This window comes from Sphingobium sp. EM0848, assembly GCF_013375555.1.
Taxonomy (GTDB): Bacteria; Pseudomonadota; Alphaproteobacteria; order Sphingomonadales; family Sphingomonadaceae; genus Sphingobium.
In genome coordinates this window covers 529,773-555,351 of record NZ_JABXWB010000005.1, presented here as the reverse complement: position 1 = coordinate 555,351, position 25,579 = coordinate 529,773, and the positions used below count along the sequence as shown (strand labels likewise).

Below are 25,579 nucleotides of genomic sequence, written 5' to 3'. Positions count from 1 at the left end.
TCGGATCGACCAACGGCCAAGCCTTTCGAACTGATCTGGAGCGGTCTGCCCGAGCAGCTGCTTTTGGGATTGGAGCTGGGACAATCTGTCTGCTGCTGGCGCTGGTTCCAATCATGCTATGACGCGCATGAAAGGAGCAATGACATGCGGGGTCGGATAGTGGTAGCCTTGATGCTTGTCCTTTCAGGTTGCGGGAACGATCGCCATGACGAGCGCCTCCGCGCCGCAGGTCCCAATCCGACCCTCGATGCTCTCCTGAAAGTGGCCGATGCCAATGCCGGCGCACGCAAGTTCAGCCAGTGCGAAGGCTGCCACAAGATCAGCAGGGATGCGCCCGATATCGGCGGCCCCAATCTTCACGGCGTGTTCGGACGGCGCATGGGGCAGGGGAGTGCGCGCTACAGCTATACGGCTGCATTGATCGATGCGGGCGGCCGTTGGGACAGCCGGACGCTGGATGCCTGGATCGCCAACCCGCAGGAGGTGGTGCCGGGCACCAAAATGCAATTTGCGGGCGTTGCCGATCCCCTTGACCGGGCGGACATCATCGCCTTCCTGAAGCAACAATCGGACTGAGGCTGTGACTGGGACATTTAATTCAGGATCGCCGGCAGTACAGGATCGCCGGACGCCAGAGGCAATCGCGTAACTCGCGAACACGGGCCCGCCAGTTCAGCGTCGCATGAAGCCCATCCAGCGTAGCAGCGCATAGGTGATGGCGGCCGCACCGCCCGCCAGACCCGTCGCATGCCACGTCCCCCAAGGTCCTTCTGCAAAGGGCAGGCCGCCCGTATTCATGCCGAAAATGCCCGTCACCAATGTCGCCGGCAGCATCAGCGCGGTTACGATCGAGAGGATGTAGAGATTCTGGTTGGTGCGCTGCGCCTCCTGAATATCCAGTTCCTCCCGCAACAGGCGAAGCTGGCCCTGCACGCCCAATATGTCAGCATCGAGCGACTGGAGCCGCTGCGCAACCTGCTCGACACTGGGCAGAAGCGGGGCGGGCAGTTCCCGATCCTTCTCCAGTCGCTGGAACACGTTGCGCATGCCAGACAGCAGCCGGTGAAGCTGCGCCAGCCGGCGCCGGATGCCGATCAGGTCGCGCGCGGAAGGGGGGTGATGGCCTTCGAGAAACGCGTCCTCGGCCCGCTGCACATCCAGACTCAGCGTGCGGCTGATGTCAGCGATATTGTCCGCGATCGCATCGACCAGCAATTCCAGTGCCCGTGCGGGATCGATCACAGCGGTTTTATGCTCCAGCCTTTGGCGGACGATATCGGCGGATCGCAAGGGGTGCATCCGCGTGGTCAGCATCAGATCGGGCGTCAGCGCGATCCGCAGCGCGCCGATGCGGGCCGTGTCGATCACATCGAAATCGCGCTCGAAATCGTGCAGCACGCATCCGACCGTCTCACCGTCGACCAGCGAGAGTTGATGGGTGTCGGGGGACAGCAGCATTTCCCGCACGGAAGGAGGCAGGCTGGCCGCCCTCTCAATCCAGGCGCGGGTGCCGCGATCGGCCAGATTGAGATGCAGCCAACGGAAAGTCCCGGCGCGATCGGCATCGCACCGGTTCACCGACTGCGATCCTCCTGCCGTGAAATCCAGGCCCCATATGAGGCCCGGCCCCATATCCGCCATCGGCACGGAGACGCGAATGAGCGGGTCCTGCTGAACAGTCGTGGCGCGTGCCTCCCGTCGAAAGGACCGCATAGAGCGGCAGGATGACACTATCATGGCATCGACCGACAAAGCGAGACTCGCTTTCGGGCGGCAGGGAAGCTAATCTGGATCAGTTCGCCCCTCTCCCGGCGATCCCATGGCAGGACATGTATGCCGGTAGAGATCGAACGCAAATTCCTGGTCGTAAGCGACGCATGGCGGCGGACGGCGGATGGAGGGCGCCTCCTGCGTCAAGCCTATGTCGCGCATGAAGCGCATGCGAGCGTTCGTATCCGTCTTTCCGGCGAGCGGGCCTGGCTCACGCTGAAGAGCGGACGGGCGGGCATCATGCGGGACGAGTTCGAATATGAGATATCCTTGGCCGATGCGGAGGATATGCTCGACAGGCTGTGCGTCGGCCCGGTGATCGAGAAGACACGCTACCGCGTTCCCCACGCCGGGAAGGTGTAAGCGGGGCAAATTTCCGGGCAGGGGGACTGGACAAGGTTGGTTTGGCGTGATTCACACTGCCGATGACTTCGGGCAACGACATTGGCGGTACAAGAGGCGAGGAGGATATTCGTCGGGTTGTTGCTGCGCTGGTTGAGCGTTGCGACCGTCTGGAAGCGACGAACCAGGATCTGCTGATCGAGAGGGCGGCTGACAAGCTGGAGATCCAGGCATTACGGGACGAGATTGCGCGATTGAAGGGCGATCCGCCGCGTCCCCGCTTCAAGTCGAAGCCATCGGGGATGGAGAAGTCGACGTCACCGACACCGGGGAAGAAGCGGAGCAAGCGGAGGCGTGGGGCGGTGCAATCGAAGCTCACCGTCAGCCGGGATGTGACGCTGAAAGCGGCAGTTCCTGATGGCTCACGTTTCAAGGGTTACGAAGACGTCTTGGTGCAGGATCTTCGGCTTGAAGTTGACGTCATCCGCTATCGTCGCGAGATTTGGCGGGGTCCTGATGGTAAGCGGATCGCAGCAGAGTTGCCGGCGGGCATTTTGGGAGGCTTTGGCCCCGAGCTACGGCGCTTTATCACGGCGGGTCATTTCCAAGGTCAGATCACCAGCGAACGGCTGTGCTCGATGTTGAACGGGATGGGTTTGGCCATTTCCAAACGCCAGGTCGTACGACTGCTCAGCCGTGGGCTCGACGATCTGGTTGCCGAAGATCGGGCGATTTTAGCCACGGGGATTTCCACGGCGCAATGGATCAATGTCGACGACACTTCCGCTCCGCATGCTCGCAAGAATGGGTATGTCACCCATCTTGGGGATCGGCGCTTCGCGGTGTTTCGCAGCAGCTTTTCCAAATCGCGGCGCAATTTTCTCAATCTTCTTCAGGCGGGCATCAGCCATTTTGTCGTCAACGACGAAGCGCTAGCCAAAATGCGCGAGATGAACCTCGCGTCCGAACCGATTGCCGTGCTGGAAGCCCACGAAGCCAAGCATTTTGAGAGCCCCGAGGCGTGGCAGGCGCATCTTTGCGCGCTGGGCTTTGACAAGTTGAGCGTCACGCCCGATCCCACCAAGGTCGCGACCGAAGGCGCGCTATGGGGCGCCCTTTGCGAACAAGGTCTGCTCGGCGACACAGCTATCGTCTCCGATGGCGCCGGTCAGTTCCGCGTCGGCAGCAACCATGCGTTGTGCTGGGTACATGCAGAAAGGCTGGTCCACAAACTCCATCCCCGCTCGAAGAAAGATCGTGAAGCGCTCGAACTCATCCGCACGTTGATCTGGTGGTTCTACGCCGATCTCAAAGCCTGGCAAAAGCATCCGGATCCCAAACGGGGCCGTGCCCTCAGGGTTCGTTTTGACCGGATCTTTGCCCGCAAAACCGGCTTTGTGATGCTCGATCGGCAATTGGCACGCCTCTACCGCCAGAAAAACGATCTCCTGCGCGTTCTGACACGTCCCGAAATCCCGTTGCATACCAACGGTTCGGAAAACGATATCCGCAGCTTTGTCACCAAGCGCAAAATTTCCGGTGGCACCGTTAGCGAACAAGGACGGATCGCTCGCGACATCATGCTCGGCCTGATCAAAACCTGTGCCAAGCTTGGCGTCTCCTTCTACCAATTCCTCGGTGATCGCTTCGCCGTTCCCGGCGCGCCATCCGTTCCATGGCTGCCGGACCTCGTCAGCGCCGCTCCCGCCTGACCGCCCGGGAGTTTGCCCCGCTTACCGGGAAGGTCTGGGAAGTGGATGTCTTTGCAGGGCGGGCGGACGGGCTGGTTCTGGCTGAAATCGAACTGAATGCTCCGGGCGAACAGTTCGATCTTCCGGACTGGGTCGGCAAGGAGGTCACGGACGACCCCTGTTTCCGCAATTCCGCGATTGCCTTGATACCCGTGGCCGGAGTCGCTGCCTGAAAACCGTCCGCCGTTTAAAGCGCGCCGTCGAACACCAGCTTCAGGGTCAGTTCGGTCATCCCGGCTATGGCTGTCGATTGATCCTCTTGCGGCATGAAGCGGATCAGGCGGTAGCGCCCGGCCAGCATCGAAGCCCAGAGATAGGCGTCGAGATGATCGACGGCCAGGCCCAGTCTGCGGAGCAGTACAATGGAGGCCACGCCCCGCGTCTGGCGGATGAGCTGTGCGGTGCCGGTCAGTTCGGGCATCCTGACGGCGGCACGTAGAAGCGCGTCCATGGCCTTCATCCCTGACAGGCTGGCGGCATCGCGAAAGGCCAGCATCTGCGCAGCGGACTTATGTGGCGCATCGGTCATGCCATCTGGTAGCGTCAAACAATGTTGGCGACAGAGTTCGGAAAAGGCGGCACTGATGAGGTCGCTCTTGGTGCGGAAGAAATAGGTGATCGCCGCCAGCGAGACGCCAGCCCTTGTGGCCACTTCCCGCTGGGTCAGCCGTTCCGGGCCTTTTTCCGCGATGACGTCGAGCGCCGCGCCCAGAATTGCTTCGGTCGTCTCGCTTTCCGGCGCGGCCGCGGCGAGCCGCGCCGCATCCGGGCCGCCCAGCGCGATCAGATCGACGGGGCGATGGCGTAGCCGCTGACGCAGGCGTGTGGCCGGAGCGGATAGCCAGGGGGAGCGCCGGGCGGCATCGCCCTCCGACAGCATCAGTCCGGTCAGTCCCAGCGCCAGGCTGACCCAGATCTCGGCGGCGTCGACGCTTTCGCCATAGCTGATCGCGAGATCGCGCCAGAAATCGGCTTCCGTTGCCATTTCTTGTGCCAGTGCGGCGCGGATCGCCGGCTTTTCCCCGCCGGCCGTTTCATGTTCCAGCTCCTGCAACAGCGCAAGAACCATCCGGCTCTGGCTCAGCCGGTCCTGCAACAGCCCGGTGAAGACATGATCGAAATCGGCCCATTCGGGGGCCTGCGTCTCCTGCAAACTGGCGCGGCGGCCGCGCCAGTGCTGCGAGGTTTCGATGGCAAAGGCGCTGATCTCCGAAATCAGCAGGTCACGATTGCCATAATAATAATTGATCGCGGAGGGGCTCATCCCTGTCTCCCGCGACAGGGAACGGGCGCTGAGCGCTGCCAGGCCCTGATCCTGCGCCATGGCATAGGCGGTGTCCTTCAGCCGGGCGGCCTGTGGCGAGTCGGCTGTCAAAACCTTGTTGGAGGACGGTCGCGTCATTGAACCTCTGTACAAATGTTTGAATATTTCCAGTTGATAGCTGGCAGCCTTGGGGTGAGTGATTAGGCTCTGGATTGGCTTCGGGCAAGCAAATCCTTGCGAAAATCAGCAATCCTATGGATGAAATAATAATGTAATATGCATTGATGCCGGAATTTTTCCGCCGAAAAATTTTAACCTGTCATAGAAGCGTCAAACAGAAACCATAGCTGTACATCTGTTTCGATTCACGGAGAGGTCGCAGGAGCGGTGGACCGTGCAGGGCCGAATGGGGTCGCTGCGCGGCTGCATGCTTGCGCCTTTCCGCGAGAGGAATTGCCGCTCCCCCAGCTCGTGCCGGGGCAGGGCGGTCAGGCCCATTATTGGAGACATGAAGTGACCATATCGACCGAACCGTTCAGCGTGGCCGTGATCTGCGACACGCAAAATTATTCCAGCTACCGCAACCAGCGTGAGGCTGGTTTTCCGTTCAACGCCCGCGAAATGCTGTGGGACGTCATGCAGTATATCGCCCGTAATGCGCGCAAAAATGGCGGCGATATCGCTTTCGTGTCCGGTCTTGGTGACAGCTGGCAGCATCCCAGCAGCTGGGAACCTGACGCTCCGCATGTGGAACGCGGTGTTGCCACCATCCCCAATCCGGCGATCGAGGCGCTGATCCCCGCTTCCCCGCGCGAAGTGCTGGAGGTCGAAATCCCGGCGATCCGCAAGGCCTGGGAAATCATCGCGGACGAGCTGCCCTTCTTCCTCGTCCCCGGCAATCACGACCATGACAATATCTGGAGCGATCCTGCTTTCCCGCCGGAACCCAATGGCTGGATTCGCGACGGCATGTCCTGGGGTCTGGGCGCGCTGCATGTCGGTTCCCTCGACAATTGGACTGCGCACTTCGGCAGCGAGTCCGATCTGTTCCGCGGCAAGCCCTGGTATGTCGCCTCCTACAAGGATGGCTGCAACGCCGCCCAGGTCTTCGAAGGTGGCGGCTACAAGTTCCTGCATATCGGCATCGAAATGTGCCCGCAGGACGACATTATCGACTGGGCGCAGTCCGTGATCGACACGCATAAGGGCCTGCCCACCATTATCTCGATCCACGAATTCATCAACGAGAAGGGCGAGCGTCAGTCGATCGACTGTTTCGACCTGACCCGGATCGACCCGGAACGCAACAGCCCGCAAATGCTCTGGGACAGGCTGGTCGCGCCCAATGACCAGATCCTCTGCACGCTGAACGGCCATTTCCACGGCGTGATGAACCGTGTCGACACCAACAATTTCGGCCATAAAGTCTATCAGTTCCTGGTCAATTATCAGTGTCGCAAGCAGAGCTTCAAGACGACCGGATCGGACGTGGCGATCCTGGACGGCATCGGTGACGGCTGGCTGCGCCTGATGACCTTCGATCTGGCGGGCGAGAAGCCGACGCTGCGCCTGCGTGCCTATTCGACGCATTACAAGGCCTTCGCCTCGGACCTGCCGCTCTATACCGAGTGGTATGGCAATGAGCATCCGGAGATGAGCGATGCGGAATTTGTCGGCCTCGACGAATGCAGCTTCGATCTCGATGACTTTCGCGCCCGTTTCGGCATGCCCTCGTCGCAGGGTTCGGCCGAGCGTGAGCTGGCATTGGCCGGCGAATAATCATGGCCTCGCTCGCCGACTCCCTGCCCAATGGTGCCATCGCGGCATCATCTTCGGTCCGGCCGCGCAGGCAGGCCTTCTACGTCCTTGCGCTGCTGTGCCTGATCTCTCTGCTGGGCTATTATGACCGCTATCTGATCGCGATCCTGGTAGAGAGCATCAAGCATGATCTGGGCGTCAGCGATGGCGAGGTCGGTCTGCTGACCGGCTTTGCCTTCGCCTTCGTCTATTCGATCATGGCGGTGCCGGTGGCCCGCTATTCGGACGGGGGACGGCGAGTGCTTGTCCTGGGTGTCTCGCTGCTCATCTGGTCGGCGATGACGGCGTTGTGCGGTTTCGCGTCGAGCTTTGCGATCCTGCTGGTCGCCCGGCTCGGCGTCGGCATGGGGGAGGCGGGTGGCATCCCTACCACCCATGCGCTGGTGTCCGATACTTTCCCGGCACGCTGGCGGGCAACGGCGCTTTCCGCGACCGTAGTGATCGGCGGCATCGGCTTCATGATCGCCAATGCGGCAGGCGGTTGGGTGGCGGATCATTGGGGCTGGCGGGCGGCCTTTCTTGTCGGTGCTGCACCGGCGCCTTTGCTGGCCCTGCTGCTGTTCACCACCGTCCGGGAACCAGCCGTCTCCGCCCGCCAGGCGGAGGCGACCCCGGCGAGCCTGTGGCGCGCGGTCGGTACGCTGCTCTCCCGCCGGAGCTACGCGCTGCTGTGTCTGGGCATGGCGGTGGCGACGGTGGCGTCTTCGGCCATGCTGAACTGGATACCGGCTTTCCTCATGCGCAGCCATGGGATGACGGCGGGGCAGGTCGGGGGCAGCTATGGCCTGATCATGGGGCTTGCCACCATCGCCGCGCTGCTGCTGGGCGGGGTGCTGGGGGACGCGCTGTCCCGCATGAACCCGCGCTGGGGCATTCGCTTGCCGGCGCTCGCTTTCTGTCTGACCGCGCCGATGACCCTGGCCTTTCTGTTCACCCATGATCTGACCGTCGCCCTGATCATCGCCGCGCCCATGAATCTGGTCGGCACCGTTGCCACGACGCCCGCCTATGCCCTTGTCCAGCGGCTGGCCGGATCAGGCAACCGGGCCACGGCCACCGCCCTCTATCTGCTGATCGTCAATCTCTTCGGCATGGGGTTGGGGCCAGCCTTGGCCGGCTGGATCAGCGATGCGCTGGCGGAGCGATTCGGTCCGCAATCGCTCCAATATGCCCTTGCTCTTGTTTCCTGCGCCTATCTTGCCGGCGGCCTGCTGATCGCCAGTGGAGCGCGCAGCGTCATGCGGGACAGCGCCGCCGCCAACGGCGCCTGACCCGCTCCCCTCCCCAGCCTTCCGGTCGTCGGTGCATCGCTGTGCCGTCGTGCCATATCGCTCACCCTTTCAGGATCATTGCCATGAACAGCCTTTCTTTCCTTCCCATACGGCGCACTCTCCTCACCGGCGCGGCCTTGCTTGCGCTCACGGCTTCGCCCGTCCATGCCGAAGAGGACGCCGCGGGCGGCGAAATCATCGTCACCGCACAGAAGCGCGAACAGCGACTGATCGACGTTCCCTCAACCGTCAATGTCCTCAGCCCCGCCGCGCTGCGTGAGGCGGGCGTCAAGGATCTGATCGACGCCTCGCGCCTGACCCCCGGCGTGGTCGTGTCGCCGCAGATTTCGGGCGGGCGCACCATCCAGACCTTCACCATCCGCGGCATCGGCTATGACGATTTCCGCCCCAACGGCAACCCGTCTGCGGCCGTCAGCATCGACGGCGCCTATCAGGGATCGGCGGCGCTGGTCGGCGGCCAGATGTTCGATATCGAACGGGTCGAAATCCTCAAAGGCCCGCAGGGTACGCTATACGGCCAGAACACCACGGCGGGCGCGGTCAACATCATCTCCCGCCAACCAACGGATGAATGGCAAGGCGAAGCCCATGCCGAATATGGCCGGTTCAACAGTTGGCGGGCGGAAGCTGGCGTGGGTGGCCGTCTGGCAGAGGGCGTCAAGCTGCGTATCGCGGGTGTTTATGACAGCACCGACGGCTTCATGACCAATATCGGAACGCATGGTGTCACCGGATCAACCAATCCCGCCGTGCCCGCGCTCGCTGACCCCGGCGTCAACAACAAGGCCAATCGCTCCGAATATTATGGCGGGCGTGCCATCCTGTTGCTGGAACCTACGGACCGCACATCCGTTACCTTCAATACCCATGGATTCAAGGAATCCGGAGCCGTGCAGTTCTTCGAGCGCACCGCGACCGTCCGCGGTTTCGCCCCGCTTGCGCCCTTCACGACCGACTCCGCGATCGAACCGTCGCTCGAAAAGACCAGTTACGGCACTTCGCTGACCTTCAACCAGAAGGTGGGCGACGACATGCAACTGGTGGCCATTTTCGGCTGGGAAAAGCTGAAACAGCGCTATGCAGCGGCGGGTGACGTCGTGCCGACGCGCATCGGCGACACCATCTATCGTGATAATGTGGAGCAGGGCACCGCGGAAATCCGCCTGCAAAATGCGACGCCCGGCCGCTTCGATTGGGTCGTGGGCGCCAACGCCTACAAGGACAAGGTCCGGCTGCGCAGCACCCTTGATCTCAGTGACATCATCCTCAGCGTTCTGTCGGCGGACTATACCCAGCGCCGCCGTAGTGTCGCGGGCTTCGCTGATGGCAGCATCAAGTTGGGCGACCACTGGAAGATCGGCGCCGGCCTGCGCTACACCCATGATGAAAGCACCTTCAATGGCGTGACGGCGGATCTCAATCCCTATGGCATCAGCATCGCTCAAGCCGTTTTCGGCCCGATGCCCTTTGCCTTCGACCGCGACTTTGCCGACAACAGTCTGTCGGGGCGCCTGAATGTCAGTTATGAGATTTCGCCTTCCGCTACCACCTATGTCTCGGTCAGCCGGGGCTTCAAGGCGGGCGGCTTTGATGGATCGACCTCCTTCACCATGCCCGAAACCGACCCCTTCAAGTCGGAACGGGTATGGACCTATGAGGCAGGCATCAAGTTCCTGCCGCAAGGCGGACCGGTCCAGATCGACGCATCCATCTATTACAATGACTTCAACAATCTTCAGGCAAGCCTCAACAAGCTTATCAAGGGGCTGCCCAGCAATATCCGTACCAATGTCGGCAGCGCGCGGACTTTTGGTTTCGAAGCCAATGTGACTGTGCGGCCGGTCACGGGACTGGAAATTCAGGCCGGCGTCTCGCTGCTCGACAGCAAGATACTGGAAATGTGGTCGGATAGCGCGGTGGAGCGGGCGCGGCGTATTGGCAATGATCTGCCCTTTGCGCCGAAGATGACACTGACGGGTGCGGTCCGTTACGACCTGCCGTTGGGTAATGGCATGACCCTGACACCCTCAGTCAACGGCCGCTTCATCGATGACTATTATACGGAACTGGACAATTATCAACCGATCAGAGGCTATTTCCTTGGCAATGCGCAGATGGAACTGGCGCTGGGCAATGGTGCAACGGTAGCCGGCTGGGTGCGTAACTTCACCAATGTCCGCTACGCCACCGCGCTCTATGTCGCGCCGCCGACCTATTCGCAGATGAGCGGCTCGCCGCGCACCTATGGTGTTTCGCTGGGCTATCGTTTTTAAGCAGGGCAGGGCTGTCATCGCGTTCTTGAACGCTTTGGCAGCCCACCGTCTCCACGGGTTCAAAACGCATCATTCCAGAATCGGTCAGCCTAAGCCGATCGGAAGACATACGATGCGCCTGCTGCGATCATCGCAATCAAATTCGTCGATCGAAGAGCGTATATCCCTGCTTGAGCTGATACAGGAGCGATGGGCGGTTCGCTCCCGGTTCGCGGCGTCTCTGGCCCGTATCTGCCAGGAAATCACGCTCCATGACCTTCCGTCGGAAAGCGTCGATATTAAGCTTTTCGTCCAGCACGATTTCATAAACCCGATGCAGTTCGGCAAGCGTGAACTCCGGTCCGAGGAAACGTGCCGGCAGATCGGAATAGGCGCCTTTGCCGCGGAGACGTTCAACCGCTGACGCCAATATGAGATCATGGTCGAAGGGCATGCCGCCTGCTTCGTCCACCGGTTGCAGCTCGAGGCTATCAATCTCCAGGGCGGGCAAGAGGATCGCGACCGGTGAAAGCGAGAAATAGGCCACGCTGGCTGACCATCCACGCGGATCCCTGCTGGCTCCGGAGAAGGTGGAGAGCTGTTCGACATAGAGGTTCGTCAGACCGGCTTTCGTGGCCAGTACCCGTCGAGCCGTTTCGCCAAGATGCGCGTCTTCATCGACATGAACATAGCCGCCGATCAAGGCCGCACGTCCGGCGAAGGGTTCTGCGGCGCGGATTGCGCGGAGCACGCACAGGCGCCCCTCGCTAAGGGTCAGGGGTACGATATCAACGCTCAATATCGGCTTTTCGAACGGCTTACTCATAAACTGCACATTGCATCTTATTAAATAAAATGCAAAATGAATGTTATTGGCGATTCGGCAAGGATTGCCAAATGAGGGAGACGTTCGATGGGACATGGAAACTGGAGCAATCGAGATTGGGAAGCCTATGCGGCCCGCTCTGTCCATGGCCGCAACCGGGCCGAATTGTTCGGTGCGCGCGGCATGGACCCCGCTTATGATCCGACGCGCATTGCCATCCGTGAAGCGCGCGACAGTACAGAAAACCCTGCAGCCACCCCGATAATCATCGGCGTCGATGTGACGGGCTCCATGGGCATGCTGGCCGAGGAACTGGTCGTACGCGGGCTCAATGAGACCTTCACTGCCCTCATGGATCGCAAACCGGTGACGGATCCGCAGGTGATGGCCATGGCGATCGGGGATGCCTATTGCGACCGTGCGCCGTTGCAGGTGACACAATTCGAGGCGGATCTGCGCATCATTGAACAGTTGCGGCAATTCTGGCTTGAAGGCGGAGGCGGTGGCAACCAGGGCGAAAGCTATTGCCTTGCGCATGTTTTTGCAGGGTTGAAGACGGTGCATGACGCTAGGGAGAAGCGCGGGCGCAAGGGCTTTCTCTTCACCGTCGGCGATGAACCGGTGCTCGACGGCGTGGAACGCGAACAACTGGCGCGTGTACTGGGCATCGATGCGCGGCGAGGTGTGTCGGGCCGGGAGGCGGTCCGGCTCGCCAGCGAAGCCTATGAAGTGTTCCACATCATCGTGGATGGCAGCTACGCCGCCCGCAATATGCGTCAGGTCAGGCAGTCGTGGGAAGCGATCCTGCCGGAGCGGGTCATTTACTTGCCCGACCCGGCCCGTCTTGCCGAAACGATCGTTGCTACGATCGAATTGGCGAGCGGCCGGGACGCGCAACCACGAGCCGGTTTGTCCGCATTGCTGCCGGAGCCGCTGCGGCGGCTGCCATGGGCCAGCGCGGGGAGACGCTGATATGCGTGCTCTGGCTGTGATTGGAGCCAATTATGGCGACGAGGGCAAGGGGCGGACGGTCGACTGGCTGGCCGCCCGCCATGGTCCCGACGCTGTCGTGGTCCGCAGCAATGGGGGAGCCCAGGCGGGGCATACGGTGGTCACCGAGACTCAGAAGCGCCATGTTTTTCACCATATCGGATCGGGGACATTGCACGGCGCGCAAACCCATTTGTCGCGCTTCATGGTGTCGCACCCGATCCTCTTTGCTGAGGAGAAGGCGGCGCTGACGGGACTCGGTGTCCTATCGGCTGTCACGGCCGACCCCCGCGGCTATGTCACCACACCCTGGGACATGATGGTGAACCAGGCCGTGGAAGTAGCGCGGGGTGGCGGGAGGCATGGCAGCTGCGGACTTGGCTTTGGAGAAACGGTCGGGCGTTGCGAGGCGACGGGCTTCACCCTGACGGTTGCCGATCTACACGCTGGCGATTTGGCGGCGAAGCTGCGGGCGATCCGCGAGCAATGGTTGCCACAGCGGCTTGCCGCGCTGGGCCTTGACCCTGCGGCGCCATCGCTTGCATTCGCTGCCTCTGGCCAGTTGATGGACCGCTTCCTTGACCAATGTCGCGCCTTTGCGCACTCCGTGGAAATCCGGCACGATGCCGGAATCGCCGGCGGTGGAACGATCATATTCGAAGCGGCTCAGGGGCTGCTGCTGGATCAGAATGCGCAGGGTTTTCCTTTTCTCACCCGTTCGAACACCGGTCTGGCCAATATGCTGGCGATTGCCGAAGAGGCAGGGATTGAGGTGATTGATCCCATCTATGTGACGCGATGCTATCTGACGCGTCACGGTCGTGGGAGCATGGAGGATGAGCGTGCGATTAATCGCTGGTTTGCGGTAGAGGATGCCACCAACCGCCCCAATCCATGGCAGGAGTCCTTGCGTTTCGGCCTGATTGATCCGGTTCGATTGTGCGCGCGGATCGCGGCGGATGTCGTGTTGGCCAGAGGAGGCGTGATGGTGCGGCCATCGATTGCCGTGACCTGCCTTGATCAGGGAAGGGGACGGTCTGCGTGGCTTGACGGTGGTGATGTGCGGATCGGCTCCGTTCAAGACCTGAGAGAGAGTTTTGAGGAGAAGACAGGGCTGGCCTGCGCCGCAACATTTTCCTCTGCCGTTAACGAAGTGTGTCAGGCTGACCAGCCAATAATCCCATCATAGTCAGGATATGGCTCGCCACAGCGCTGCATTAAGGGCATGTTACCAATGACGCGACCGGCATGCCATTGGAACTGGGGCCGCCAGGGGCCAACTGTTGTCGAACCAGCTCGGTATGGGCCAGCTCGGTATGGGCCAGCTCGGTATGGGCCAGCTCGGTATGGGATTGTCAGACGCTTGCACCGGCGGCTATCAACGATTCCCTGACGCGGGCGACGGCCATTTCGAGTGGGTCCGTCTCGCCCAAAAGGGCGAAGCTGCCGTTCAAGGCAAAGGTGCAATGGCCGTGGACCGTGGCGACCAATGAGCGTGCGAGGCGTGGCGCAATCGATGCCGCGTGGGGTGGAAGGACGGCGGCGACTTCGCGCACCACGACTTCGGTGAGGCCAGCGCGCTGCTGGGCATAATCCTCCGGCATGGGGACGCCCAGCGGCAGGCGATGGTCGTAGATTGCCATCCAGATGTTCAGATTGTCGCGCGCGAAGGCAAAATAGCCTTCCACCAGCGCAGCGATGCGGTCTTTGGGATTGTCGTCAAGGCGGGCTTCCAGAAAGGCGGCCCAGAGATCGAAGGTGCGCGTGTTGATCGCGACGACCAGCCGGTCATAGCTGCCGAACACATTGTAGAGCGTGCCGACCGAATAGCCGATGCGCTTGGCGACCTCCCGCGAGGAGAAATGGGCAAAGCCAACCTCCGCCATGTGGCGGTGGCCCTGCGCGACGATCATCGCGGCCAGTTCTTCGCGGCTGTGGTCGGAGCGTCTTCCCATGGGTCCAGCGATAATAGATGAATTGAACGCTGTCTAATAAATTTATTGAACAGCGTCTAATTATACGGTAGCCACAGGATCGTTCGCCGGGCTTCAGGGGTGCGACTCATGCTTGTGACGCTGGTTCTGCTGGTTTTCGGAGTGCTGCTGTTCGACATGCGCAAGCGGCTGAAGGTCGCGGAAATGCGGTTGGCGATGCTGGAGGGTGTGCAAAGCCCACCCTCTGTTGATCGTCATTCCCGCGAAGGCGGGAATCTATCTCCTGAGCGTTCTGCATGGGGTGACCTGCGGGAGATGGGTCCCCGCCTGCGCGGGGATGACGAGGGTGAGGAAGCCGTGCCCCAGACTGCGCGGGTGGTGGTGCGGACGGTGGAAACTGTTGAGGCCCCTCCCCCGCCGCCTGTCGAGCCAGTGGAGCAACCCACCCCTCCTCCGGCCGAACCCACTCGGCCGTCCTTCGGCTTTGAGGACCTGTTCGGGCGGCGCTTGCCGATCTGGGCTGGCGGGGTGACGCTGGCCGTCGCAGGCGTACTGCTGGTCAAATATTCGATCGATGCCGGGTTGCTGTCGCCGCTGGTGCGCGTGGTGCTGGGGCTGTTGTTCGGAGCCGCGCTGATCGGTGGAGCGGAAGTCGCGCTGCGGCAGGAGGAGCGGGTGCGCGATGTCCGGGTACGGCAGGCGCTCGCCGGAGCAGGGCTGGCGACGCTCTATTTCAGCATTTTGGCGGCGCACGGGCTTTATGGGCTGGTGGGTCCGATGACGGCTTTTGTCGGGTTGGCCGGGGTGACGGCGCTGGCCATGGGGCTATCGCTGCGCTTTGGCGCGCCGAGTGCCTTGTTGGGTCTGGTCGGCGGTCTCGCCGCGCCTGCGCTGGTCGAGGCGGGGCAGCCCAATGTGCCGTTGCTGACCTGCTATCTGGCGTTGGCTGTCGGTGGCCTCACGGCGCTGTCTCGGACGCAGCGGTGGATGTGGCTGGGCGTCAGCGCGCTGATCGGCGGTGCAGGTTGGGGCGTGGTGCTGCTCGCCATGGGAGCGCTGGATTGGGCGTCTTCGCTGTCGGTCGGATTGCTGGTGCTGATGTTGGGAGTGGTGCTGCCTTTCTTTGCCCTTTCGGGTGCGTGGGCGCCGGTCCTGAGAGTCGGCGCGGCGGTGGTCGCGGCGGCGCAGATGGCGGCACTGGTGGCGACCGGGGGCTTTGCGTTGCTGCATTGGGGCTTGTTCGGGCTGCTTTCGGTCGCGTTGGTGTGGCTGGGGCGCGAGGCGAGCTTGCGGCCGCTGTCGGCGGTAGGGCTGGGTGTTGCGCTGTTGCTGGCGGGTGCCTGGCCTGAACCGGAGATGGGGCGGTTTGTGCTGGTTCTGGCTGGCTTTGGTGTGATGTATGGCGGGGCGGCGCTTTGGCGACTGTGGCGCGCGGCTGGTGGACTGATTGAGACGGGGCAGATTGCCGGATTGGCCCTGGGTGGCTTTGCGGTGGCTTTCCTGCATTTTTATCGGTCGGGGTTGGATCAGGCTTTTGCCGGGCTGGCCTTGGGGGCGGCAGTTTTGCCTGCAGCGGCTTTGGCGCTGGGATGGCGCAAGCCGCGTGAGGATGGGCGCTTTGTGATGCTGGCGACGGCGGTGGGGCTGTTGCTGGTGGTGGCCGGGGCGCTAGGGCTGGCGGGCTGGGCTTTGGCGGCGGTGATCGCGGCGGTAGCGGCGGGCTTGCTGGTGCTGGCGGAGAAGGCTGCGGACCAGCGGGTCGAGTGGAGCGGTTGGGCTTTTGCCTTTGCGGCGCTGGTGGCTGTGGCCGGGTCAGATGATGTCGTACGGCTTTGGGGAGAGGCAGCGGCGGGGATACCGCTACGCTGGATAGCCGTGGCGGCGATGGCGGGGCTGTTTGCCTGGCGGGCGCGGTTCGCGGAAGGGCGGGTCGTGGCGCAGGGGGCGGCGGTGCTGCTCGGCTATGGGACGATGGCGCAGCTCTTGCCGGCGGTCTGGGTGCCGGTGGGGGCGGCCTTGGGGTTGGCTCTGGTGGCGGAGAGTGCCAGATGGCTGGATGCTGGGCGGTTGGACGCTGGGCGGATGCTGGTGGGGCTTGGCGTAGCGGCGTCGATTGTCGGGCTTTGGGCGCTGTGGCCGTTGGCGGTCTGGCTTTCGCATGCGCTGCTGTCGCTGACAGGTGAGCCTTTGCTGGTGCGGGATTTGCCTGCGCTAGGAGAGAGTTTGCGACGGTTGGCGGTGCCGGCTGGGTTGTTGGGGGTGGCTTTGTGGCGCGCTGGCGCGGTGGTGGGGCCTTGGGGGCGGCGCGTTGGCTGGGGGCTGGCTGCGGTGCTGGGCGGGGTCGCGGTGCATGTCGCGTATAAGCAGGTATTTGGGTTGGGGAATGTCGGGGACGTGACGCGGTTGGCTTTTGCCGAGCGGACGGTTTGGGAAGGGTTGTTGATGGGGTTTGGGTTTGGGGTTTGGCGCGCTGTTGGACATGCCCTCCCCCGACCCTCGAAGAGAGTTACGTGCCTCTCTTCGACGCGAGCGGGAGGGGAGCTAATGCTGGTTGGTGCAGGATTGGGACATCTGCTGTTCTATTCGGTGCTGCTGCATAATCCGCTTTGGTTCCCGCAGGCGGTGGGTGGGTGGCCTGTCGTGAACCTGTTGCTGCCTGCTTTCGCCTTGGCTTTCGGGGCACTCTGGCTGATCGAGCGGATGCGGCCGGAGTGGGCTTGGATGCAGCGGCCTGCCGACATTCTCCGGATGGTGCTGATCGTGCTCTTTGCGCTGACGACGTTGCGGCAGATGTTTGTGGGATCGGTGTTGACGGTGCCGGGCCTCGGTCAGGCCGAAGATATATTGCGCTCCGTGCTCGCACTGGGGCTGGCGATCGGGTTCCTGCTTTGGGGTATCCACCGCCAAGCTCGGGACTGGCGCATTGCCTCTTTGCTGCTGATGCTGGCGGCGGTGGCCAAGGTGTTTCTGCTCGACGCTTCGGGCCTCTCCGGACTGTTGCGGATCGGGTCGTTTCTGGCGCTCGGCTTCAGCCTGATCGGGATCGGCTGGCTTTATAACCGGGTGCTGCGCGAGCCGGTTAACAACTCTGCGACAAATGCGGCATAATGCGTGAAGGACGGGGGTAAGAAGATGTCCGCACCTGATCTGTCTTTGCTGACCAAACGCCGTTTCGCGCCGCTGTTCGTGGTGCAGTTCCTGGGCGCGTTCAACGACAATCTGTTGAAGTTCGCGCTGCTCTTCCTCGCCAATTTCGGCCTCTATCATGCGCAGCCGGACAAGGCGGAGATGCTGGCGACCATCGCCACGGGGCTGTTCATCCTGCCCTATTTCCTCTTTTCGGCGCTGGCGGGGCAATTGGCCGACGCGTGGGACAAGGCGAAGCTGGTGCGCGCGGTGAAGGCGGCTGAGGTCGTCATCATGAGCCTTGCCGTGACCGGATTCTGGCTGGAGTCCGTGCCGCTGCTGCTCTCCTGCCTGTTCCTGATGGGGCTGCATTCGACGATCTTCGGGCCGGTCAAATTCTCGATCCTGCCGCAGCATCTGCACGCCGATGAGATCATGGGCGGAACCGGGCTGATCGAGGCGGGGACGTTCCTCGCGATTCTGAGCGGGCAGTTGCTGGCAGGCGTCATCGCGCCTTGGGAAGCGGGGCTGGTCGCGGTGGGGCTGGCGACGCTGGGTTTCCTCGTCAGTTTCGCGGTGCCCTCCGCGCCGACGGTCGTGCCGGACCTGCGGATCGAGCGCAATGTGTTCAGGAGTACCTGGCATATATTGAAGGCAGCGCGGCATGGTCGGGGCGTTTGGCTGTCGATCCTTGGCATCAGCTGGTTCTTCGCCGTGGGCGCGGTGCTGCTGGCCGAGTTCGCACCGCTGGTGAGTGGAGTGCTGAAGGCCCGCCAGGAGGTTGCGACCCTTTTCCTGCTGATCTTCTCGGTCAGTGTGGCGTTCGGGGCGATGCTGGTGAACCGGCTGCTGAGTGGAGCGGTGTCGGCGCGCTTCGTGCCAGTATCGGCGCTGGCGCTATCGGGCTTCATGATCGACCTGTGGCTGTCCACCAGTTTCTATGTGCCGGTGCATCAGGGAGCCGGGATCGCGGAGTTCGTCGGATCGCCGGGGAGCATGCGGGTCATGCTCGATCTGTTCGGCATCGCCTTTTCAGGCGGCATGTTCGTGGTGCCGCTCTATGCCATCCTCCAGACCCACAGTCCGCGCGAGGAGCGGTCGCGCACCATCGCCGCGAACAATATCGTCAATGCGGCGGTCGCCGTGCTGCTGGTCGGAGCGGTGACGGCGATGCTGGCATGGGGAGAAAGCGTGCCCGGCGTGATCGGTGTGATGGGCTTTGCGACCTTAGTGGTGGCGCTGATCAGTTGTTGGCTGCTGCCTGAAACCGTGATCAAGGCGATCGTGCGCGGGATGCTGCGGCTCTGTTATCGGGTCGAGGTGCTTGGGTCGGAGAACATGCCCGCTGCCGGGGAACCGGCGGTGGTGGTGGTCAACCATGTCTCCTTCCTCGACGGGCTGCTGCTGGCCGCCTTCCTGCCGGGCAAGCCGACTTTCGCCGTGCATACGCGCATCGCCAAGGCCTGGTGGGTGAAGCCCTTTCTGGCGCTGTTCGATGCCTTTCCGGTCGATCCCACCAACCCGCTCTCGGCCAAGGCGATGGTGAAGGCGGTGCGCGAGGGGCGGACTCTGGTGATCTTCCCCGAGGGGCGGATCACCGTCACCGGCGCGCTGATGAAGGTGTTCGACGGCCCCGGCATGGTCGCGGACAAGGGCGATGCGCCGATCATCCCGGTGCGGATCGACGGGGCGCAGTTCACGCCCTTTTCACGGCTGAAGGGCAAGGTTCGGTTGCGACACTTTCCCAAGATCACGCTCACCGTGTTGCCGTCGCGCCGTTTCACCATAGAGGGCGAGATGACGGCGCGGGCGCGGCGGGCGATTGCCGGGCGGCGGCTCTATGACGAGATGAGCCAGATGATGTTCGCGACCTCGGACACGGATCGGACCCTGTTCGAGGCGCTGCTGGAGGCGCAGCATGTCCATGGGCGGGGCGCGGCCGTGGTCGAGGATGTGAAGCGCGAGCCATTGAGTTATGGGCGGCTCGTGACGGGTGCGCTGGTGCTGGGGCGGGCCTTGGGACGTTCGACGCGGCAGGGCGAGGCGGTTGGTGTGCTGTTGCCCAATGTGGCGGGGGTGGCGGTCGCCTTCTTCGCGTTGCAGGCGGGCGGGCGCGTGCCGGCGATGCTGAACTTCACCGCGGGGCTGGCCAATCTGAAGGCCGCCTGCACCGCCGCGCAGATCAGGACGATCATCACCGCGCGCGCCTTTGTCGAGCAGGGGAAACTCAGTGATGTCGTCGCTGGACTGCAGGTCGAGGGGATCGGCTTTCTCTGGCTGGAGGATGTGGCGGCGGAGATTGGGACCGGCGCGAAGCTGCGGGGGCTGGTCGCCAGTCCTTTTGCCGCTCGGACACATAAGCGGCTTAAGATTTCGCCTGATGATGCGGCGGTCATTCTCTTTACCTCAGGGTCAGAGGGTTTGCCCAAGGGGGTGGTGCTGACCCATCGCAATCTGCTGTCCAATTGTCGGCAGCTTGCGGCGCGGATCGATTTCAATTCGGCCGATGTGGTGCTGAATGCGCTGCCGGTGTTCCATAGTTTCGGGCTGACGGGAGGGACGCTTCTGCCAATCTTCCATGGGGTGAAGACTGTGCTTTATCCCAGCCCGCTGCATTACCGGATCGTGCCCGCGCTGGCCTATGACGCCAATGCGACGATCCTGTTCGGGACAGACACCTTCCTGTCGGGCTATGCGCGGATGGCGCATGGCTATGACTTTTATTCGCTGCGCTACATCTTTGCCGGGGCGGAGCGGGTGCGGGACGAGACGCGTAAAATCTATTCGGAGAAGTTCGGGCTACGCATCCTGGAGGGCTATGGCGCGACCGAGGCCGGCCCGGTGATCGCGGTCAACACGCCGATGCATTTCCGTGCTGGGTCGGTCGGGCGGCTGTTGCCGGGGATCGAGGCGCGGCTGGACGATGTGCCGGGGATCAGTGAGGGTGGGCGGCTGTCCATCCGGGGGCCGAATATCATGGCGGGCTATATGAAGGCAGATGCGCCCGGCCTGCTGCAACCGCCCGAGGGTGGCTGGCATGATACGGGCGATATCGTGACCATCGATGAACAGGGTTTCGTGACGATCCGGGGGCGGGCGAAGCGCTTTGCCAAGATCGGGGGGGAGATGATCTCGCTGCCCGCGGTGGAGGGCTATGCCTCGGCGCTATGGCCGGACGCGGAGCATGCGGTGGTGACGCGGCCCGATCCGCGCAAGGGGGAACAATTGGTGCTGTTCACCACGGCGCGGGAAGCGAAGGCGGCGGCGCTGGCCGCATGGGGGAAGGCCAATGGGGTCACGGAACTGGCCTTGCCGCGCGAAATCCGGGTACTCGACGCACTGCCGCTGCTGGGAACCGGGAAGACCGATTATGCGCTGATGACGCAGTTTGCCAGGTCCTAGTCCGGTGCTGTGGAACGCATCGCCATCCTGCGGCTTCAACCGGAACTGAAATTGCATCCAGTGCGTGGATGAAAAATCGTCCACGCACTGGATCGCAAGCGGTGCCCGCCCGCAGATATGCACATGATCTCTCCACCTGTGCGGTATGAAATCTAGTTCCGCCTAAGGGCAGTGAGGATTGTGAGCCGGGCACGGCGTTGGAGTGGGCGTCGGCGTTGGAGTGGGCGTCGGCGTTGGAGTGGGTGTCGGCGTTGGGGTGGGTGTCGGCGTTGGGGTGGGCGTCGGCGTTGGGGTGGGCGTCGGCGTTGGAGTGGGCGTTGGAGTAGGCGTCGGCGTGGCCGAGCCGGAAACGCTGCTTGCGCTGCTGGCGATGCTCCCGGCCATGGCGCCTTCGAGATAGTAGGCCGCGACACCGACGCCTGAGGCGATTACCGCAAGTATCAGGGCATATTCCGCGGCCGATGAACCGGAGGTGTCTTTGATAGTTCGCCGAATCATGTTTCCCCCTCCTGGATACGACCAAGCCGCAACACGCTTCCCCAAGCGAGCAGAGCTTAGCATGTTTTGATCGCGATTTGCATTCATTTTGCAAGCGCACCGATTGCCCTGAAGTATTACCTATTAATTGCCATTTCGCGGCACAATAGCTTCCCTGGCAGCTTCCCCGAACCGCGCAGCGCAAGCCGCTTTCGGCACTGGCGACGTCAGCGTGACTCCAGTATCAAGTCCACTTCTGCAATTGTGCGGGACGCCCTCGATGCGGACCGGCCCGGGAGTAGAATATGGAATTGAAATGCTTCGTCTATCCAGGATGGCAACCACGCATTCGTCCGGCACAGACGAAGAGGCAATGGATGGACGATGCGCCAGAGGCCTTTCCCTATCGCTGCCTGCCGCTCAACATTGCCAATAGTCATGGCTGGGAGATTCTGAGCACCTGCGGGTTTGAGGCCGTTTGGAACGGCGGGATGGCCCCCGAAGACGTTGTTATCCGCGCTGATCCAGGCAGCAAGGTCGAGGACGTACCCCAGGCCCTTTTTGGGCAAGGCACCTTTACCATCCACTTGCCCGGACTGCTTCGTACGCCTCCCGGCTGGAACCTCTATGTTTCCGGCGCGCCCAACATATTCAAGGATGGCGTAGCGCCGCTGGCCGGTATCATCGAGACGGACTGGTCACCCTATAGCTTCACGATAAACTGGCGTCTCACGCGGCCTCACATGCCGGTACGCTTCGAAGAGAATGAGCCGGTCGCGCACTTCTTTCCGATCCAGAGGGAGGCGGTCGAACGGTTCGAACCGACATTCGCGCCGATCGGCGATGATCCCCATCTCAAGGAGATGTTCGAGAAATGGTCGGCGTCGCGCGACGCCTTTCAGCGTCATGTGCGCGAACATCCACCGGAACGGCCGACCGACAAATGGCAGAAGCTGTATTTCCGTGGTCTCGATCCTGATGGACATTGCCCCGTCGCCGACCATCGGGTCAAATTGCGGGTCGGTGAATTCGACCATGCTGAACTGACTGGCCAAGCGGTCGATGCCATGAAAAAGCCGATCGCAGCCGAACCTCGGGAAGGATCGGCAATCGGGAAATCATCGACAACCGCGACCCTCAAATATGAATGGTTGCTTGCAATCCAAGAGCAGCAGCGCGCCCTGTCCGCCGTGGCCAGCGATGTTCCGCGCTGCCGTGACATTACAGGTGAGCAATTCCTTGACCTCTTCTATGCACCCTCACGCCCGGTCATCTTGTCTGGTGAGATCAGGGAATGGCCGGCCTGTACCCTTTGGTCGCCCAAATATCTGGCCGAAAAAATCGGCAATTCCGTCGTTCAATATCAAGGTGGCAGAACGGCAAGCGGCAATTTCGAGCGACATAAGGAAGCGCACAGGTCCGAGATCGCGTTCGACACGCTGATGCAGATCATGGAGAAAGAACCCGGAAACGGCGCCTATATCACCGCATTCAATGCCTCTTTCAATTCTCACCTGTTGGAAACTCTTCAGGCCGATACGCGAAATCTGGATAAATATCTTACGCATTCACCCGATGCAGTTGATGGAATGATGTGGATCGGACCGGAGGGAACGTTCACGCCGCTGCACCACGACCTGACCAACAACCTTTTCGTCCAGGTGGTCGGACGGAAAAAGGTCATCATGGCGCCCGCGAACCATCTGCCGAACATGTATAATGACGTCCACGTATTCAGCAGGATATCGGATATAGATTCTGCAGACATAGACCTGGATATTCACGATAAGCTCAAAAATGTGCAATTCTACGAACTGATCGTCGAACCTGGGGATTGCCTGTTTATCCCGGTCGGCTGGTGGCATCAGGTAAGAGCTTTGGATTTCAGTGTCTCGATCACATACACGAATTTCAAGTGGCGAAACGATTTTTACAAGAGCTACCCGCAGGTTGAATAAAGGGCCTGATGCACGAGAGAATGGCGGATAAACGCGGTCGCGGCGCGTCGGTCATGCACCGGGAAAATTCGCTTTGCCGGCAGTTGCCATTCTTTCATTCTGGATTGCGACGACAAGCCGGAAATGAGCGCCTTGCCCTGAAGGCAGCAGGTGAAGTTCGCCATTATATGCGGCGAGCAGCGAACGGGCTATCGCGAGGCCCAGACCAGTCCCTCCGTCGTCCCTTTTTGTGGTGAAGAAGAGGTCGAAGATGCGGGACTGATCCCCGTGCGGGATGCCGGGGCCATCATCGACGAAATCGATCCATGCGACATCGCCCTGCAGCGCAATGTTGATGTCCAGCCGTGAAGCGCCAGCCTGACACGCATTTTCTGCAAGAGTTGTCAGCACGGCTTCCAGCGCAGCCGCGTCCACGGACAGTGGAGGAAAATCGTCGGGCAGATTGAGGGCAATAACGAAGCCCTTGCAAGTAAGCGCATCCACCATCGATACCAGCAATGGCTTGGCGATCGTGCAAGCGTCATTTTCGCCCACCAGCACGTCGGCCCGCGCCAGCTCCATCAGTCGCCGCACCAGCCGCGACAAGCGCTCGGCATCGGCGGCCATATTGGCGAGGAAGCGCTCGCGGTCGGCGGGAGCCATGTCAGCGCCATGGTCCTGCAACAGTTCGATCGCGCCGGAAATGGCTGCCAGCGGCGTCTTGAACTCATGGCTGACCGAGGAGGCGAAATCGCGCAGATAGCGGGAGCGCTTCTCGATGCTCTCGGCCATCTGCTCGAAATCCTGATAGAGCGCCCTGATCTCGACCACCTGCAAGGAGGGATGGTGCGGCGTGACCCGGCGGCCAGAGGCCAGCTCGCGGGTCGCCCGGCTCAGTCCCTCGATCGGGCGGACAATGGCGCGGGACAGCACGGCCGACAGCAACAGCAGCAGCAGGAAGATCGCCACCACGCCCAGCGCGATCTTGCCCCGATCCTCATAGAGTCCCAGAAAGAGCGCGCGCGGCGAGCGTGACACCAGCAGCACCCCAACCACCTTGCCATCGACGCTGATCGGCCGCGCATGGTGCAGGCGGATGCTCGCCGCCCGGCTCAGCCATTCCAGCGGAATATGGGCGACCGTGCCCTCATTCTCCCGGAGCACCGTCACCGCCTGGCCGTCCAGCGCCGCCCGGATCTCCGGCAGCGCGGCCAGGCTCCGCCCGCCTTCCCGGCCGTTCAGCACCACGCCGCGCCGGTCGAGCATCAGGATCGAGGACAGGGTCGTCACCTTGGTTTCGGCAAAGGCGGGCATCAGCTGCCGGGCGAGCGCCACCGCCGCACCGTCGGGCCGGTCGCGCGTGACCGCTGCGCGTGGCCTCGGCGGCAGGATAGGGGAGGAGCGCAGGTCCACTTCCGTCATCCGGTCATGATAGCGCACCGGTGCTGAGGGGAGGGTGGGATCGGCGGTCATGCCTTTCCACACCACTGCCGCGCTCGCCGCCAGTGCGGCACCCTGCGCCACCAGTTCCGCCTCGGTCCGCCGTACCAGCGCATTTTCATAGACGCGCAGGAAGATCGCGCCAAAGCCCGGCAACGCCGCCACGAACAGCAGAGTGCCCAGCAGGATCGTGCGCAGCCGCAGCACCGGCCAATGCCGGGCAATCCGCGCCTTCAGTCCCGCCATCATGCAGGCGGCGCCGTCCCGCTGCATCCGCCCAGCCGATAACCGATCCCCGCGCGCGTTTCGATGATGTCGACGCCGCCGACATCCGCGAATTTACGGCGCAGATTGCGGACATGGCTGTCCACCGTCCGGTCGGTCAGGGCAAAGCCTGGCCCGCGAAAACGGTCGATGATCTGGTCGCGCGAGAAGATACGGGAAGGCATGGCGAGCAAGGTACGCAATATCGTGAACTCCGTCACGGTCAGGCTGACCTCCTCCGCCCCCCAATGGGCCGACCAGCTTTCGGTGTCCAGTGCGAGCCGGCCATGGCGCATCATGCCGACATTCTCCATCACCGGCGGCCGGGCGGCGGTGCGGCGCAGGATCGCCATGGAGCGCGCCACCACCTCCCGCGGCGAAAAGGGCTTCACCACATAATCGTCGCCCCCCAGTTCGATGCCCAGCACCCGGTCGATTTCGTCATCGCGCGAGGAAAGGAAGAAGATCGGCACGTCATTATGCGCGCGCAGCCTGCGGCAGACCTCCAGCCCATCCATGCGTGGCATGTTGATGTCGAGGATGACGAGGTCGGGCGCGTGCCGCTCCACCTCCACCAATGCCGCCTCGCCATCGGCTGCCTCGATCGTTTCCAGCCCCGCCTTGCCGAAGGCGAAGACGAGCAACTGACGGATATGTGGGTCATCATCGACGATCAGGATGGTACTAGGCATGG

General features: G+C 62.3%; 19 protein-coding genes. 13 read left to right on the top strand and 6 right to left on the bottom strand.

Features of this window, described 5'->3' with window-relative positions; translation table 11 throughout:
* The first annotated feature begins 144 nt into the window (after window positions 1-144).
* Window positions 145-576 (top strand): cytochrome c family protein, encoded by a 432-nt coding sequence (locus HUK73_RS20785; protein WP_176593746.1) that lies wholly within the window; start codon window positions 145-147, stop codon window positions 574-576.
* 96 nt (window positions 577-672) lie between these two features.
* Here the strand turns inward: HUK73_RS20785 and HUK73_RS20780 are convergent, their stop codons facing one another.
* Window positions 673-1,578, bottom strand: a complete 906-nt coding sequence (locus HUK73_RS20780; RefSeq protein WP_369805584.1) for a transporter — start codon at window positions 1,576-1,578, stop codon at window positions 673-675.
* 255 nt (window positions 1,579-1,833) lie between these two features.
* Here HUK73_RS20780 and HUK73_RS20775 point away from each other — a divergent pair, with 255 nt between their 5' ends.
* From HUK73_RS20775 to HUK73_RS20765, 3 genes are all read left to right on the top strand, one after another.
* Complete coding sequence (locus HUK73_RS20775) at window positions 1,834-2,133, top strand: CYTH domain-containing protein (RefSeq protein ID WP_176593745.1); 300 nt, start codon at window positions 1,834-1,836, stop codon at window positions 2,131-2,133.
* A gap of 62 nt (window positions 2,134-2,195) precedes the next feature.
* On the top strand, window positions 2,196-3,824 hold the full coding sequence (locus HUK73_RS20770; RefSeq protein ID WP_218036409.1) for a transposase: 1,629 nt from the start codon (window positions 2,196-2,198) through the stop codon (window positions 3,822-3,824).
* Complete coding sequence (locus HUK73_RS20765) at window positions 3,788-4,036, top strand: hypothetical protein (protein ID WP_176593309.1); 249 nt, start codon at window positions 3,788-3,790, stop codon at window positions 4,034-4,036. The genes HUK73_RS20770 and HUK73_RS20765 overlap by 37 nt, the downstream gene beginning before the upstream one ends.
* 14 nt (window positions 4,037-4,050) lie before the next feature.
* Here HUK73_RS20765 and HUK73_RS20760 read toward each other — a convergent pair whose 3' ends face one another.
* Window positions 4,051-5,265 (bottom strand): TetR/AcrR family transcriptional regulator, encoded by a 1,215-nt coding sequence (locus HUK73_RS20760; protein ID WP_176593744.1) that lies wholly within the window; start codon window positions 5,263-5,265, stop codon window positions 4,051-4,053.
* A gap of 375 nt (window positions 5,266-5,640) precedes the next feature.
* Here HUK73_RS20760 and HUK73_RS20755 point away from each other — a divergent pair, with 375 nt between their 5' ends.
* The 3 genes from HUK73_RS20755 to HUK73_RS20745 all read left to right on the top strand — a co-directional run bounded on the left by HUK73_RS20755 (window position 5,641) and on the right by HUK73_RS20745 (window position 10,510).
* A complete protein-coding gene (locus tag HUK73_RS20755) occupies window positions 5,641-6,906 on the top strand; it encodes a serine/threonine protein phosphatase (RefSeq protein WP_176593743.1) in 1,266 nt (421 codons plus the stop codon).
* Between the two features lie 2 nt (window positions 6,907-6,908).
* Window positions 6,909-8,216, top strand: a complete 1,308-nt coding sequence (locus tag HUK73_RS20750; RefSeq protein WP_176593742.1) for an MFS transporter — start codon at window positions 6,909-6,911, stop codon at window positions 8,214-8,216.
* Between the two features lie 83 nt (window positions 8,217-8,299).
* Window positions 8,300-10,510, top strand: coding sequence for a TonB-dependent receptor (locus HUK73_RS20745; RefSeq protein ID WP_176593741.1), 2,211 nt, complete (start codon window positions 8,300-8,302; stop codon window positions 10,508-10,510).
* Between the two features lie 136 nt (window positions 10,511-10,646).
* Here the strand turns inward: HUK73_RS20745 and HUK73_RS20740 are convergent, their stop codons facing one another.
* Window positions 10,647-11,411, bottom strand: a complete 765-nt coding sequence (locus HUK73_RS20740; RefSeq protein ID WP_218036671.1) for an NUDIX hydrolase — start codon at window positions 11,409-11,411, stop codon at window positions 10,647-10,649.
* Between HUK73_RS20740 and HUK73_RS20735 the strand changes: the two genes are divergently transcribed.
* Together HUK73_RS20735 and HUK73_RS20730 are read left to right on the top strand one after the other, a co-directional pair.
* Entirely contained in the window at window positions 11,403-12,287 is an 885-nt protein-coding gene (locus tag HUK73_RS20735) for a hypothetical protein (protein WP_176593740.1), read from the top strand. The two genes, HUK73_RS20740 and HUK73_RS20735, sit on opposite strands and share 9 nt — an antisense overlap.
* 1 nt (window position 12,288) lies before the next feature.
* Window positions 12,289-13,494 carry an adenylosuccinate synthetase gene (locus tag HUK73_RS20730; protein WP_176593739.1) on the top strand — a complete coding sequence of 402 codons (1,206 nt, stop codon included), beginning with the start codon at window positions 12,289-12,291 and terminating at the stop codon, window positions 13,492-13,494.
* Window positions 13,495-13,660: 166 nt separating this feature from the next.
* Here the strand turns inward: HUK73_RS20730 and HUK73_RS20725 are convergent, their stop codons facing one another.
* A complete protein-coding gene (locus HUK73_RS20725; RefSeq protein WP_176593738.1) occupies window positions 13,661-14,260 on the bottom strand; it encodes a TetR/AcrR family transcriptional regulator in 600 nt (199 codons plus the stop codon).
* A 108-nt stretch (window positions 14,261-14,368) separates the two neighbouring features.
* Here HUK73_RS20725 and HUK73_RS20720 point away from each other — a divergent pair, with 108 nt between their 5' ends.
* From HUK73_RS20720 to HUK73_RS20705, 4 genes are all read left to right on the top strand, one after another.
* Window positions 14,369-17,347 (top strand): DUF2339 domain-containing protein, encoded by a 2,979-nt coding sequence (locus HUK73_RS20720; RefSeq protein WP_176593737.1) that lies wholly within the window; start codon window positions 14,369-14,371, stop codon window positions 17,345-17,347.
* 24 nt (window positions 17,348-17,371) lie between these two features.
* Window positions 17,372-20,767, top strand: coding sequence for an acyl-[ACP]--phospholipid O-acyltransferase (locus tag HUK73_RS20715; protein ID WP_255326460.1), 3,396 nt, complete (start codon window positions 17,372-17,374; stop codon window positions 20,765-20,767).
* A gap of 238 nt (window positions 20,768-21,005) precedes the next feature.
* On the top strand, window positions 21,006-21,167 hold the full coding sequence (locus HUK73_RS20710) for a hypothetical protein (RefSeq protein WP_176593736.1): 162 nt from the start codon (window positions 21,006-21,008) through the stop codon (window positions 21,165-21,167).
* A 382-nt stretch (window positions 21,168-21,549) separates the two neighbouring features.
* The gene (locus tag HUK73_RS20705) at window positions 21,550-23,202 is read left to right on the top strand and encodes a DUF6065 family protein (RefSeq protein WP_176593735.1); all 1,653 of its coding nucleotides are present in this window, start codon (window positions 21,550-21,552) and stop codon (window positions 23,200-23,202) included.
* A gap of 51 nt (window positions 23,203-23,253) precedes the next feature.
* Here HUK73_RS20705 and HUK73_RS20700 read toward each other — a convergent pair whose 3' ends face one another.
* Window positions 23,254-24,870 carry a HAMP domain-containing sensor histidine kinase gene (locus HUK73_RS20700; protein WP_255326459.1) on the bottom strand — a complete coding sequence of 539 codons (1,617 nt, stop codon included), beginning with the start codon at window positions 24,868-24,870 and terminating at the stop codon, window positions 23,254-23,256.
* Window positions 24,867-25,577, bottom strand: coding sequence for a response regulator transcription factor (locus HUK73_RS20695; protein ID WP_176593733.1), 711 nt, complete (start codon window positions 25,575-25,577; stop codon window positions 24,867-24,869). The genes HUK73_RS20700 and HUK73_RS20695 overlap by 4 nt, the downstream gene beginning before the upstream one ends.
* Window positions 25,578-25,579 lie beyond the last annotated feature (2 nt).